The sequence below is a fragment of the Bradyrhizobium campsiandrae genome (assembly GCF_014529705.1).
Lineage (GTDB): Bacteria > Pseudomonadota > Alphaproteobacteria > Rhizobiales > Xanthobacteraceae > Bradyrhizobium > Bradyrhizobium campsiandrae.
The window spans coordinates 39,081-52,470 of record NZ_JAANIH010000062.1; the positions used below are offsets into that span (position 1 = coordinate 39,081).

Consider the following 13,390-nt stretch of genomic DNA (forward strand, 5'->3'; position numbering starts at 1 on the left):
AACTAGCCTTTCATGATCTCGGGCGCGGCCTGCTTCACGGCGGCGACGATGTTCGGATAGGCGGCGCAGCGGCAGATGTTGCCGCTCATGTACTCGCGGATATCTGCATCGGTGCCGGCATGTCCTTCCTTCACGCAGGCGATCGCCGACATGATCTGGCCGGGCGTGCAGTAACCGCATTGGAACGCGTCGTTATCGATAAAGGCCTGCTGCATCGGGTGCAGGCGGTCGCTGGTGGCAAGCCCCTCGATGGTCGTGATCTCCTGGCCTTCGGCCGCAAGCGCAAGCGTCAGGCAGGAGACGACGCGGCGGTCGCCGATCAAAACCGTGCAGGCGCCGCATTGGCCATGATCGCAACCTTTCTTGCTGCCGGTCAGCTTGAGATGTTCGCGTAGCGCATCCAGCACCGTGGTGCGCGCGTCGAGACTGAGGCGCTTGTCCTGACCATTCACGCGCAATGTGACGTCGACAGGAAGGGCGGGATCCTGCGCGACTGGCGCTCGCGCCTCTTGTGCAGCCGCACGCGCAGTCATTGGGGCGAGTGCACTGCCAGCGGCGCCTGCCATGAAAGCGCGCCGGTCGAATCCGGATGATCGGGAACTTGACATGTCTGACATGGACGGCCTCCGCCGCTGATCTACCGAAGCAGCGCACGCCTGCACTGCTCATCGCCCCTTAACTTGGAGCAACGAGTCCCGTTCCGAACGAGAAAGGGCGGCGCAGCAAATGCCGCGCCGCCCCTCGTCAACTTTTCCTGAGCGCTTCGCCAGGAACCGCGCGATCAATAGCCCAGCGCGCAGCCATCCTTGCGCGGATCGGAACCGCCGGTCAGCGTACCCTTGTCCCAGTCGATCCAGATCGCCTGGGCGCCGCCGAGCGGACCGACCACGCTGGTGGTCTTGTGGCCAAGCTTCTTGAGGCCCTCCACGACATCAGCCGGAACGCTGTCCTCGAGCTGGTACTGGCCCTCGTAGTGCAGACCGCGCGGCATGTCGATCGCCTCCTGCACGTCGCAGCCGTAGTCGAGGATGTTGGTCAGAAGATGAGTCTGGCCAGTCGGCTGATACTGGCCACCCATCACCGCGAACGACATCGTGGAACGACCGCCCTTGGTGAGCAGGCCCGGCATGATCGTGTGCAGCGGACGCTTGCCGCCTTCGATGCAGTTGGGATGGCCCGGCTGGATGCGGAAACCACCGGCGCGGTTCTGGAACAGCACGCCGGACTTGTTGGAGACGATGGCCGAGCCGAAGGAATGCGCGACCGAGTTGATGAAAGAGCAGACGTTGCGGTCCTTGTCCACCACGGTGATGTAGATGGTCGAAGGATTCATCGGCGGCGCAACATTGGGCAGGTCGAGCAAGCCGTCCAGGCGGATCTTGCCGATGTACTCGTCCGCAAAGCCGTTCTCGAGCATCTCGGCGACGTTGATCTTCATGTGGTCGGGAGAGGCGACATGCATCTCCCGATTCATGTAGGCGATGCGCGCAGCTTCCGCCTCGAGATGGAAGCGCTCGACGCTGACGGGCGCGTACTTGGTCAGCTCGAAGCGTGAGAGGATGTTGAGCATCAGAAGCGCGGTCACGCCCGGGCCGTTCGGCGGGCACTGCCAGACATCGTAGCCCTTGTACATGGTGCCGATCGGCGTCGTGACTTCCGTGGTGTGCGCGGCGAAATCGTCGAGCGTGTGCAAGCCGCCGATGCCGCGCAAGGTCTCCACCATGTCTTCCGCGATCGGCCCCTTGTAAAAGGCGTCGCGGCCATCCTTGGCGATCGCACGTAGCGTCTTGCCAAGCTCGGCCTGGCGGATGACGTCACCAGCAACCGGCGGCTTGCCGCCCGGTAGCAGGTAACGCACGGTGTTGGTGCCGTTCTTTAGCTTCTCGAACTGGTTCTTCCAGTCGAAAGCGATGCGAGGCGCGACGACGTAGCCCTCCTCGGCCGCCTTGATCGCCGGCTGCAGCAGCCGGTCGAAGCCGAACTTGCCGTGATCGCGCAGCACGGTTGCGAACGCATCGATCACGCCGGGGATCGAGACCGCATGGGCGGAGGTCAGCGGCACCGAACTGATCTTGCGCTCGAGATACCAGTCGGCGTTCGCCGCCTTCGGCGCCCGACCGGAGCCGTTATAGGCGACGATCTTGCCCTCACCGCGCGGCTGGATCAGCGCAAAACAGTCGCCGCCGATGCCGGTCGATTGCGGCTCGATCACGCCGAGCACGGCAGAGCCTGCCACTGCCGCGTCCACCGCCGTGCCGCCCTCGCGCAGCACCTCGATCGCGGCAAGAGATGCCTGCGGATGCGAGGTCGCCACCATCGCGTTGGTGGCGTGGACCGTGGACCTACCGGGGAAATGGAAGTTTCTCATGGAATTCGTGCTCTTTCTCAGACCGTGGGCGCGGATGGCAGGCCATCCCCGAAAACCCGGCCTACATGACACATTCGGGCCCGACCGGGCAATGCTGGCATGCCAGGGAAATGGCTGCCATCTGCTGAGAATAGAGCTGCCGGTTGCGGGTTTTCTGGGCGCGAGCCGCCTGCTAAACGGGCGCATGATTTACAAGGTTTGCGCCTTCTATCAATTCGCCGCCCTGCCCGACTACCGCGAGTTGCGCGAGCCGCTGCGCGCATTTTGTGCCGATCTGTCCCTGAGGGGCAGCGTGCTGCTGGCCCAGGAGGGGATCAACGGCACGGTCGCGGGTAGCGGGGAAGCAATCGACGCCTTCGCCCACGAACTCGCGCGCGGGGAATTATTCAGCGGCAGGCTCGACAATCTCGAACTGAAGTACTCGAGCGCCGGAGCCATGCCGTTCGGCCGGCTCAAGGTCCGACTGAAGAAGGAGATCGTCACGCTGGGCGATCCGGCTGCCGATCCGACCCGGCAGGTCGGCATCCATGTCGAGGCCGCCGAATGGAACGCGCTGATCGCCTCGCCCGAGACGCTGGTGCTCGACACCCGCAATGCCTTCGAGGTCGCGATGGGGACGTTCGAGGGCGCGGTCGACCCGCAGATCAGGAGCTTCGGCCAATTCAAGGAATTTGCCGCCGAAAAGCTCGATCCCGCCAAGCACAGGCGTATCGCGATGTTCTGCACCGGCGGCATCCGCTGCGAGAAGGCGAGTGCGCATCTGTTGGCACGCGGCTTTGCCGAGGTCTACCACCTCAAGGGCGGAATTCTGAAATATCTGGAAGAGGTGCCGGAGGTACACAGCCGCTGGCGCGGCGAATGCTTCGTGTTCGACGAGCGCGTCGCACTCGGTCACGGATTGCGCGAGCGCAGCTTGCGCGAACAAGACATGCGCGAACAAGACATGGGCGAACAAGACATGGGCGAACAAGACATGGGGCACGCAGGTGACGATTGACATCAAGACGCTTGCCGAGCGCGTCGACACGCTGGAGACGCGTCTCGCCTATCAGGATGACACCATCGAGACGCTGAACCAGACCATCACCGCGCAGTGGAAGCAGATCAATACGCTGACGCGGCAACTCGCGCAGCTCAGCGAACGCCTGCAGGACGCCGAGGCGAATGCACCGGGGCCGGCCAACGAGCGTCCGCCGCACTATTGAGCGGAATTACTGACCGGATGCCCTGGGCAGCAGGTTCGCGACCTCGCCGGACATCATCAGCCGATCTCGGCCGCCATCCTTGGCAGCATAAAGCGCCCGGTCTGCGGCCTCCACCAGCGCGCCCATGCCCGCGGTGCGTTCGAAGGCCGGTCGGCAGGCCGCGCCGCCGACCGAGACGGTGACGCATGACGCCGGGCTGGAGGCATGAACCAGCCCGGCATCGTGAACGGCGCTGCGGATCCGTTCGCCGACGCGGGCGCAGCCCGCGGCATCGGTGTTCGGCAGCAGCATGGCGAATTCCTCGCCGCCATAGCGGGCCGCGAGATCACCTGCCCGCTGCACCTCGGCCGCGATGACCTTCGCCACCACACGCAGACAGGCATCGCCCGCTGGATGGCCGTATTCGTCGTTGTAGGACTTGAAGTGGTCGACGTCGATCATCAAGAGGCCGACGCTGGAACGTTCGCGGTAGGCACGCGCCCATTCCTCCTTCAGCCGCTCGTCGAAACGGCGGCGGTTGGCAAGGCCGGTGAGACTGTCCTCGATCGCCAGCGTCTCGAGCCTGCTCTCCAGTTGCTTCTGTTCGGTGATGTCGCGCGAGATCGCGACCACGCCGTCGACATTGCCGTTGTCCTTGCGCGTCACCCGCATGGTCGATTCCAGCCAGACCTCCGACTTCTGCCGGTGCACGTTGCGATAGGTGAGACGCGCTTCATCCATCTCGCCGCGCTTCATGGCGTCGACGATCGCCTGCACATGCGGCCGGTCGTCCGGATGGATGCCGGCGAGCGCGTCCGTGCCGATGAGCTGATTGGGACGCCAGCCGACGACGCGACTGGACGACGGCGAGACGTAGCGCAGCCGCTCGTCAAGCCCGATGCGGGTGACCATGTCGCTGGAGCCCTCCGCGAGCAGGCGGAAATGCGCCTCCTTTTCGACCAGTGCCGCCGCCATGCGCTGACCACGCTGCAGCTGCCGCACCAGCACCGCGCCGATGACCGCAATCAGCATCACCAGCGCGACGACATAGAGCATGCGGGAGACGGCCGCAGCGCGCCACGGCGCCAAGAGCTCGTCCTTGTCGACGGTCGCGAGCAGCACCAGCGGGTAACGGCCAGAGCGCTTGAAGAAGCTGACGCGCTCGGCGCCGTCGAGCGGCGACTTGAAATGATAGGCGCCGCTCGGCCGCTGCAGGCTCGCGTCGCGAAACAGCGGCGTGTCCCCGACATTGCGGCCGACGAACTTGTCGTTGTTCGGGTTGCGCGCGATGATCATACCGTCGCCATACACCAGCGTCACGGAGCTGTTGCGGCCAATCTCGAATTGTTCGTAGAAATGCGACAGATAGCGGGATCCGATGGCCGCGAGCACCACGCCGCCAAAGCTGCCGTCCGGCTTGTTGAATCGCCGCGACAGGGTGATGACCCATTCGCCGTCCACGAGGCTCTTCACGGGGCGGCCAACATAGGCCTCGCGCTTGGGCGAGAGCTGATGATAGCGAAAGAACGAGTCGTCGCTGAGCGTCGAGGCGATCGTGCCGGGTGAGGTCAGCCAGTTGCCCTGATCGTCGATGATGGCGAGGCTGTGGACGCGGTCCATCGCCTTCTTGCGCGCCTCCAGCAGATTGCGAAGCTTCGCGATCGTGGCGGGATCGGCGCCATCCATCTCCAGCCGGCTGACGACGCCGACGACGCCGGAATCCACGAGGTCGAGGCTGTCCTCGGCATGCTGGATCAACGAGCGCGCGACGTTCGCCATCTCGGTCTCGGCGCCCTTGAGCACCTGATCGCGCGCCGCCCATTCACGCCAGCCGCTGACGCCGAGGATCGCAACGCAAGTGAGCACGACAAAAGCCGCCGCGCGCAACGGCAAGCGGCTCCATCCGGCTCTCTGTGAGGCGAGGTTCATGCGGCAGACATCTCCGATCAAGGGAAACTCTGCCGCTTCTCTTATTGAACCCTGAAGCGTTCGCCGGGATTCGCATTCATCTACGGGTTTTCCCGTACTCCTACGGACCGGGTCTTCCGCAGATCACTAACAAGGTCTTAGTAAGCCTATCGGAAACCGGGGACCCTAGCTGAAGATCGCCTTGACCTTGTTCCAGAGCGAGGGGCTCTCGGCCTCCGCGTCAGCCTTCGACGGCGTCGGCTGCGCGGCACTCACGGGATCGGAGGCCGGAAAGGTATCTTCCAAGCCGGTGTCCAGCTTGGCGTGGCGGTCTGCGGCAAGCGCTTCGTGCAGGTCGTCGGCATGTTTGTCGTGCGGCGCGGGATTGAATGTCTGAGCCATGGAATTCCTCCTCCAGTGGCAAGGGCAACGCGGCGCTTTTGCGCTGGTTCCCCTGTTCCGCTCCGGCCTCTCACGGTGTATCAGGAACCTGAACTGCATCAGGATCACTCGTGCCCCAGTCTGCGACAAAGCCCTTCATCGACGTCCTCTCCGGCCAACGGCAAACCATCCCGCCGATGTGGATGATGCGGCAGGCCGGCCGCTATCTGCCCGAATATCGCGAGGTCCGGGCCAAGGCCGGCGGCTTCCTCGATCTCTGCTTCAACCCGGAGCTCGCCGCCGAGGTCACGCTGCAGCCGATCCGCCGGTTCGGCTTCGATGCGGCGATCATCTTCTCCGACATCCTGGTGATCCCCTACGCACTCGGCCGTGAGGTTCGCTTCGAGGTCGGCGAGGGTCCGCGGCTCGAGCCGCTGGATGATCCGGCCAAGGTCACAACGCTCGCCCCGCGCGCCGACCTCGACAAGCTCCAGCCGGTGTTCGAGGCGCTCAGGATCGTGCGCGGCGCGCTCGATGCGAAGACCGCGCTGATCGGCTTCTGCGGCGCGCCGTGGACGGTTGCGACCTACATGGTCGCGGGCCAGGGCACGCCCGACCAGGCGCCGGCGCGGATGATGGCCTACCGCCATCCGGAGGCGTTTTCGAAGATCATCGACGTGCTGGTTCAGAACTCGATCGCCTATCTGCTGGCGCAGCTCGAGGCCGGCGCCAACGCCTTGCAGATCTTCGACACCTGGGCCGGCGTGCTGCCGCCGGCCCAGTTCGCGCGCTGGTCGATCGAGCCGACCCGCCGCATCGTCGAAGGCGTGCGCGCGAAAGTGCCGGATGCGAAGATCATCGGCTTTCCGCGCGGCGCCGGGGCGCAACTGCCTGCCTACGTCGAGGCGACCGGGGTCAATGCCGTCAGCATCGACTGGACCGCCGAGCCCGCCTTCATCCGCGAGCGCGTGCAGAGCAAGGTCGCCATCCAGGGCAATCTCGATCCGCTGGCGCTGATATCAGGCGGCGCGGCCCTCGACCGCGCGGTCGACGACGTGCTGGCGAATTTCGCGCAAGGGCGCTTCATTTTCAATCTCGGCCACGGCATCCAGCCGGAGACGCCTATTCCCCATGTCGAGCAGATGATCAAGCGCGTGCGGGGGTGAAAACAAACCTTCGAAAACAACCCCATGCACAGTACGAATCATTGAGGAATTTCGCGCCACGCGTATTTTCTTTTTTCCGAATATCGTTTGACCCGTCGGGCAAAACAGATGTATAGTGGCAACATCCCGCCGATCGTCGTTTCGCAGGCCGTCAGCGACCGGCCGACGTCAGACCTTCGAGAATCCCTCGGGCACGCTTCATTGAAAAATCATATGCCGCCCGGTCGAAGGACGGACTTCCCCGCATCATGAAGCCGTGGCGGATCCCAGGCAAAATGTGCACCTCGACGTTTTCCATGCGCGCCGCCGCATCACGATACGCCTGCAGCACCTCAGCCGGGGCGCGATTGTCCTCGTCGCCCCAAATGAAGCAGACTTGCCCGCGGACCCCGGCAAGCTCGCGAACATAATCCAGCATCTGGGATCCGTGGCAGCAGATACCAGCGGCGTAGCCAAGTCGCTTGGGCCCGAGAATCGCATAAGGGCCCCCGTAGCAAAATCCCATGACCGCCGCCCGGCCGTTGAAATGCGGGATTGTGCCGAGGTGTCTCAAGGTGTCAATCATGTCATCTTCGCCGCCCTTGATTTGCTCGACGCGCGGCTGCGCGCGCTGAGCCGCGCGCGGGTCGTTCCGCGAAAGCGGTCCTGCAATCGAGCGCCAGAACAGATCCGGCACTGCGACGATGAAGCCGCATGCCGCCAGCTCGTCGGCGATTGCGATCATGTCGGTATCCACGCCGTGAATGGCGGATGCGAGCACGACGGCAGCAACCGGCTTTTCAGTCTCGGGGGCGGCCAGATAGCAATCGAACGCACCGCCTTGCTTCGCGTAAATCCTGCTGAATGTCCCCTGCATGTAAAACTTTACCCCGCTACTCGGGTCGGATCTTCGCGCGGCGGATCACTTTGGCCCACTTATCGGTTTCGTCGGCCATCAGCTTGCCGAAATCGGCGGGCGAGCCGCCCAGTCCGGTCGCGTCGAGGCCGCGCAGGCGCATTCTGAACCCCGCATCGGCCAGCGCGGCGTTGGCCTCCTTGTTGAGTCTGTCGATGATCGCGCCAGGGGTGCTTTTCGGCGCGCCGATGCCGAACACCGAGCTCGCCTCGTAGCCGGGCACGAATTCGCCGATAGAAGGCACATCCGGTAATGCCTCGGATCGCATCGCCGTCGTCAGCCCGAGCGCGCGCAGCTTGCCGCTCTCGATGTAACCGATCGAGGCCGCCACATTGGAAAAGACGACCTGCACCTGCCCGCCGAGCAGATCCGTGATGGCGGGCGCCACGCCGCGATAGGGCACATGCTGAAGATCCAGCCCCCCGGCGGCCTGCTTGAACAATTCCGCGGCGATGTGGGTGATCCCGCCCACGCCGCCGCCCGAACCGTAGGCGAGTTTCCCGGGATTGGCTTTGGCATAGGCGATGAACTCGGGAATCGTATGGGCAGGAACCGATGGGTGGATCACCATCACCAGCGCGCCACGGATCAGCCCGGCGACCGGCGCGATATCCCGCAGGAAGTTGAAATCGAGATTTTCATAAAGCGTAGCATTGATCGCGTTGGAAGAGCCGGCCAGCAGCAGCATGTAGCCGTCGGGAGGCGCGCGCACGACCGCGTCAGTGGCAAGATTGCTTCCTGCGCCGGGCCGGTTCTCGACGATGAATTGCTGGCCGAGCCGCTCCGACCACCAATCTGCGACCAGACGCGCGAGAATGTCGTTTGGGCCGCCGGCGGCGAAGCCGACCATGATCCGGACCGGTCGAGAGGGATAGGTGTCGGCGCAAGCCAGGCCCGACAGCAGCGCCGGTGCGGCGGCTCCGGCCGCGAAGTGTAGAAATTGACGTCGGGAGGAAGTCAAAGGCTTTGCTCCGTCGAACCTACGCCCACGCTGGCTCTCTTCAACGGTGGAGGATAGTTGATGCTGTCATAAGCGCATAAGGCTATTGTCTGATGAGACCATCTCAAAACGGACATGGGTGCTCTCATGCAAATGAGCGATCGCATCGGAAAGCGAATGAAGCTGCAGGATCTGCACGTGCTGATGACGGTGGTGCAGGCCGGCAGCATGGGCAAGGCGGCAGTCCTGCTCAACACCACCCAGCCCAACATTTCGAGATCGATCGCGGACCTCGAGCGGGCGTTCGGCGTCCGCCTGCTGGATCGCCACCGGCGCGGAATCGAGCCGACCGCATGCGGCCGCGCCCTGGTCGATTGCGGCGCCGCCGCATTCGACGAGCTACGGCGGGGCGTGAGGAACATCGAATTTCTGGCCGACCCCGGCGCCGGAGAGGTGCGGATTGGAAGCACGGCTGATCTGGCGGCGAGCTTCGTTTCCGCGCTCATAGACCGGCTCTCGCGGCGTCATCCGCGGATCAGATTTGAGCTCGTGACCGGCTACATCGACGCGCTGCATCGCGACTTGAGCGAACGCAAAGTCGATCTGTCGTTCGTGCGGAGCCGCGGCCCGATCGCCGATGAGCGGCTGCATTTCGAGTTTCTCTTTGAAGATCGCTACGTCATCGCAGCGGGCGCAAATAATCCATTGACGCGCCGGCGCAATATCCAGCTCGCCGATCTCGCCGGGGAGCATTGGGTGCTTCCGCCGCGGGAGAGCGTGATCGGCTCCATCATGACGCAAGCCTTTCTTACCCGAGGGCTGGCGTATCCCCAGGCGACGGTGGTCACCGATGCCCCCCAAATGCGGGTCAGCTTGCTGGAGACGGGGCGGTTCATCACGGTTTTCCCGGCTTCCACACTGAAATTTCTCGCCAGGGAGGCGGCGCTCAAGGTCTTGTCCATTGAACTGCCGGCGGACCGTCGACCGAACGGGATGCTCACGATCAAGGACCGCGCCGTCAGTCCGGTTGTGCAGCTCGTCATCGACGGTGCCCGTGAGCTCGCAAAGCCAATGGCGAAACGAAGATGACAAACCGGATGTGTGGTTGCGGGCCCTTAATTGACTTTGCTCAGCAAGGCAGCCTTCGATCGGTGTTGGCCCGCTCCGACCGATCGGGATGCCGCGGATGAGGTCAGCTGCTCGGGACAAACCGGATACGGCAGAGGACGCGTTCTTCAGAGTCTGCCCCGACAGACTCAATCAATATTGAAGCAGATTCTTAAACGCCCCTGAACGACCGACTGCTAAACGCAGAGCAGGAGATTCCCGTGGGCATGGGTCGCCGGACTACCTCGTCGGCGATATCGAATGACGGGCGCGCGCAACATGTTCCGCGCGAGGGCATAACAAGATGATCAGCCGCTCTTCCCTGACTGTTGTCCTTACGGTGTCCGCCGTCCTCGTCAGCTTTGTCGCCGCCGCACCGCGATTTTCCACGGCGAGCGAAGCCGATCGCCGCACTTGCGCAGACGGGAAAGCAGCCGCGCGCGACGTGGTCGCGGCCTGCACGAGCGTGCTGAACGGCACATCCGATCCGTCGGATCACGCCGGCGCATACCACCATCGCGGTGTAGGCTACCTGCAGCTCAGACAATTCGATCGCGCGATCGCCGACTTTGACGCGGTCATCAGCATGGATCCGAACTACAGTTTCGCCTATGCCGGCCGGGCCTTGGCCTATTGCACCAAGGGCGAGTACGACCGCGGCATGGAGAACGCGAAGCAGGCGATCAGGCTGGAGCCCAGATCCGCCCGCATGATCAAGTATCGCGCCATCTGCAACGAGGAGAGGGGCGCGTGGCGAGAGGCCCTTGCCGATTACGACGAGGCGATCAAGCTGAGCCCGAACGACTTCGAACACTACAATTCCAGGGGCGACGCCTATCGCGAGCTCGGCGAGGAGCGCGCCGCCCTGGCGGATTTTGCGACGGCCCTTCGGCTGAGCCCCGGCAATCCGCAGTCTTATCGCAAGCGCGCCAACCTCTTCTTCGCCAAAAAAGAGTACGATAGCGCGTTTGCCGACTACGATATGGTGATCAAGCTGGACCCGTCGGATAACACCGCCTGGGCGGCACGATCCTATATCTACAAGGAGAGGGGAGACATTGCCCGTGCGATGGCTGACCTCGAACAGGCCAGAAAGCTCGGCTTCAAGAGCTAGGCGCGTTGCAGGTCGTTGATCCGTCTCGTCCCGAATTCAGACCCGTGAAGGTCTGCACCTGGCCCATCTGAAGCTGGACCGCGCCGCAAAGCCGACGTTGCCGCCCCCACCGGACCTATGGGTGCATAGCCTACCGCGGCCGGCTGCGCTCGATGATCTCAGCGGCACCCTTGCCCAGCAGATCGAGTCCCACGCTACGGCCGAGCTCGCGCGGGCGGTTGGCTGGCCCTGTGCGCGCGGCTTCGATGATGGTGTTGCCGGAGAGATCGAGCACGGAGGCCGTGAGCGACATCTGATCGCCTGAAATCGTCGAGAAGCCCGCCACCGGCGAATTGCAATGGCCGTTGAGCATCCACAGCACCTCACGCTCGGCATCGGCGCAAGCGTGCGCGGCCGCGTCGTCGATCGACGACAGGATTTGCCGCGTCTGCCAGTCCTGCGCGGCGCATTCGACCGCGACGATGCCCTGCCCTGCCGCCGGCAGCATTTCATCGGCGGTGAATTCGTAGGCGATGCGGCTCGCGAGCCCGACGCGGTCGAGACCCGAACGCGCCATGATCAGCGCGTCCGCAGGTCCGACCGTGCCGCCATCCGGCAGCTTCTGCTTCTCGCCATGATCGAGCTTTCGCACGCGGGTGTCGGCGGCGCCGCGGAAGTGGATCACCTCGACCTCAGGAAACAGCCGCCGCGCATAGGCCGCGCGGCGCACGGCATTGGTGCCGATTTTAAAGCCCTTGCCGCGCGAGTTGCGCAGCGCTTCCAGCGTCACGCCCTCGCGCAGCACCAGCGCGTCGGTGGGCGGATCGCGCGACAGCGTGGCGCCGATGACGAGGCCGGGCGTATCTTCGTTGCCGGGCATGTCCTTGAGCGAATGCATCGCCGCCTGGAGCTCGCCCGCCAGCACGGCAGCGCGGATCTGAGCAACGAAGGCGCCGCCCTTGCCACCATGGGGCAAGAGCTTGCTGGTCTGGTCGAGGTCTCCCGTGGTGTCGAACTTGACGATCTCGACGTCGAGACCTGATATGGCTGATGTCAGGCGGCGCGCAATCTCTTCCGTCTGTGCCAGCGCCATCGCGCTCTTGCGGGTGCCGATCTTGAATCGCGGTGCCAAGTCCAAATCCTCTCAACGCGGGTGTTTAACGCGCATCCTGCAATATCATATCGGACGCCTTCTCCGCGATCATGATGATCGGCGCATTGGTGTTCCCCGACACGAGGTCCGGCATGACCGAACCGTCGACGACGCGAAGGCCTTCGAGCCCCCTCACCTTCAGCCGCTGGTCGACCACCGCGAGCGCGTCATTGCCCATACGACAGGTCGAGGTCGGATGGTAGATGGTGCTGCCACGGTCGCGGCAATAATCCAGGATCTCGGCGTCAGTGGTTACCTTCGCGCCGGGATCGTATTCTCCGGCCACGAACGGCTTCAGCGCCGGCGCATTCAGGATCTTGCGCAGGATCTTGATGCCTTCGACATTGGTGGTGCGGTCGGTCTCGGTCGACATGTAGTTGATGCGGATTTCCGGCGGCACGGTCGGATCGGCGCTTCGAATGCGCAAGCTGCCGCGGCTTTCGGGGCGGAGCTGGCACACCGACGCCGTGAATCCGGAGAAGTCATGCAGACTCTCGCCCATCTTGTCGGTCGAGAACGGCAGGAAGTGCACCTGGATATCGGGCGAGGCCAGACGCGGGCTGGTCTTGAAGAACGCGCCCGCCGTGCCGGCCGCGATGGTCAACCAGCCCTTCCGGAACAGCGCATAGCGCGCGCCGGCGAGCGTACGGCGGACCGGATGGTTGACGGTGTCGTTCAGCGTGATCTTTTGCGAGCATTTCATCACGATGCGGACCTGCATGTGGTCCTGGAGATCGTGGCCGACGCCCGGCGCATCGAGCACGACATCGATGCCGTGCCGGCGCAGGAGATCGGCGGGGCCGACGCCGGAGAGCTGCAAGAGCTGCGGCGAATTGTAGGCGCCGCTCGACAGCACGACCTCCTTGCGCGCGCGGGCGCGGCGCACTTGCGCGCCTTGCCGGTACTCGACACCGACGGCGCGGCGGCCTTCGAACAGCACGCGCTGGCCTAGCGCCTCGGTCTCGATCTTGAGATTGGCGCGTGTCTTCGCCGGGCCGAGATAGGCCACCGCGGTGGAAGCACGGCGGCCGTTGCGCGTCGTGGTCTGGAACAGGCCGACGCCTTCCTGCGTGGCGCCGTTGAAATCCGGATTATAGGGCAGGCCGGTCTCGACCGCGGCGTCGATGAACGCCTTCGACAGCGGGTCGGTCACGATCATGTTGGACACCGGCAGCGGACCTCCCGCACCGTGATA

The 13,390-nt window shown here is 64.2% G+C and carries 13 protein-coding genes; 5 read left to right on the plus strand and 8 right to left on the minus strand.

Going from position 1 to position 13,390, the window contains the following annotated elements; all coding sequences use genetic code 11:
* Window positions 1-2: 2 nt before the first annotated feature.
* Both G8O24_RS33270 and ggt read right to left on the minus strand, forming a co-directional pair.
* Window positions 3-566 carry a (2Fe-2S)-binding protein gene (locus G8O24_RS33270; protein ID WP_244646141.1) on the minus strand — a complete coding sequence of 188 codons (564 nt, stop codon included), beginning with the start codon at window positions 564-566 and terminating at the stop codon, window positions 3-5.
* Between the two features lie 215 nt (window positions 567-781).
* Complete coding sequence (gene ggt / locus G8O24_RS33275; RefSeq protein ID WP_188106767.1) at window positions 782-2,368, minus strand: gamma-glutamyltransferase; 1,587 nt, start codon at window positions 2,366-2,368, stop codon at window positions 782-784.
* A gap of 184 nt (window positions 2,369-2,552) precedes the next feature.
* On the opposite strand from ggt, the gene trhO reads away from it, so the two are divergent.
* Both trhO and G8O24_RS33285 read left to right on the plus strand, forming a co-directional pair.
* Window positions 2,553-3,365: an oxygen-dependent tRNA uridine(34) hydroxylase TrhO gene (gene trhO, locus G8O24_RS33280; RefSeq protein ID WP_188106768.1), complete on the plus strand. Its 813-nt coding sequence runs from the start codon at window positions 2,553-2,555 to the stop codon at window positions 3,363-3,365.
* The gene (locus G8O24_RS33285) at window positions 3,355-3,573 is read left to right on the plus strand and encodes a SlyX family protein (RefSeq protein WP_188106769.1); all 219 of its coding nucleotides are present in this window, start codon (window positions 3,355-3,357) and stop codon (window positions 3,571-3,573) included. Before trhO ends, G8O24_RS33285 begins: the two co-directional genes overlap by 11 nt.
* Before the next feature lie 6 nt (window positions 3,574-3,579).
* On the opposite strand, the gene G8O24_RS33290 is transcribed toward G8O24_RS33285, so the two are convergent.
* Both G8O24_RS33290 and G8O24_RS33295 read right to left on the minus strand, forming a co-directional pair.
* Entirely contained in the window at window positions 3,580-5,481 is a 1,902-nt protein-coding gene (locus tag G8O24_RS33290) for a diguanylate cyclase (protein WP_188106770.1), read from the minus strand.
* 165 nt (window positions 5,482-5,646) lie between these two features.
* A complete protein-coding gene (locus G8O24_RS33295) occupies window positions 5,647-5,862 on the minus strand; it encodes a hypothetical protein (protein WP_188106771.1) in 216 nt (71 codons plus the stop codon).
* Between the two features lie 110 nt (window positions 5,863-5,972).
* Between G8O24_RS33295 and hemE the strand changes: the two genes are divergently transcribed.
* Window positions 5,973-7,007, plus strand: a complete 1,035-nt coding sequence (gene hemE, locus G8O24_RS33300) for a uroporphyrinogen decarboxylase (RefSeq protein WP_188106772.1) — start codon at window positions 5,973-5,975, stop codon at window positions 7,005-7,007.
* Between the two features lie 151 nt (window positions 7,008-7,158).
* Here hemE and G8O24_RS33305 read toward each other — a convergent pair whose 3' ends face one another.
* Entirely contained in the window at window positions 7,159-7,863 is a 705-nt protein-coding gene (locus G8O24_RS33305) for a dienelactone hydrolase family protein (RefSeq protein ID WP_188106773.1), read from the minus strand.
* 16 nt (window positions 7,864-7,879) lie between these two features.
* On the minus strand, window positions 7,880-8,752 hold the full coding sequence (locus G8O24_RS33310) for a tripartite tricarboxylate transporter substrate binding protein (RefSeq protein ID WP_244646142.1): 873 nt from the start codon (window positions 8,750-8,752) through the stop codon (window positions 7,880-7,882).
* A gap of 267 nt (window positions 8,753-9,019) precedes the next feature.
* Here G8O24_RS33310 and G8O24_RS33315 point away from each other — a divergent pair, with 267 nt between their 5' ends.
* Window positions 9,020-9,931 carry a LysR family transcriptional regulator gene (locus G8O24_RS33315; RefSeq protein WP_188106775.1) on the plus strand — a complete coding sequence of 304 codons (912 nt, stop codon included), beginning with the start codon at window positions 9,020-9,022 and terminating at the stop codon, window positions 9,929-9,931.
* A gap of 463 nt (window positions 9,932-10,394) precedes the next feature.
* Window positions 10,395-11,063 (plus strand): tetratricopeptide repeat protein, encoded by a 669-nt coding sequence (locus G8O24_RS33320; protein ID WP_188106776.1) that lies wholly within the window; start codon window positions 10,395-10,397, stop codon window positions 11,061-11,063.
* 130 nt (window positions 11,064-11,193) lie between these two features.
* On the opposite strand, the gene hemC is transcribed toward G8O24_RS33320, so the two are convergent.
* Entirely contained in the window at window positions 11,194-12,174 is a 981-nt protein-coding gene (hemC, locus tag G8O24_RS33325; protein ID WP_188106777.1) for a hydroxymethylbilane synthase, read from the minus strand.
* A 25-nt stretch (window positions 12,175-12,199) separates the two neighbouring features.
* On the minus strand, window positions 12,200-13,390 hold a 1,191-nt coding region (locus G8O24_RS33330; RefSeq protein WP_188106778.1), incomplete at its 5' end, for a GMC family oxidoreductase.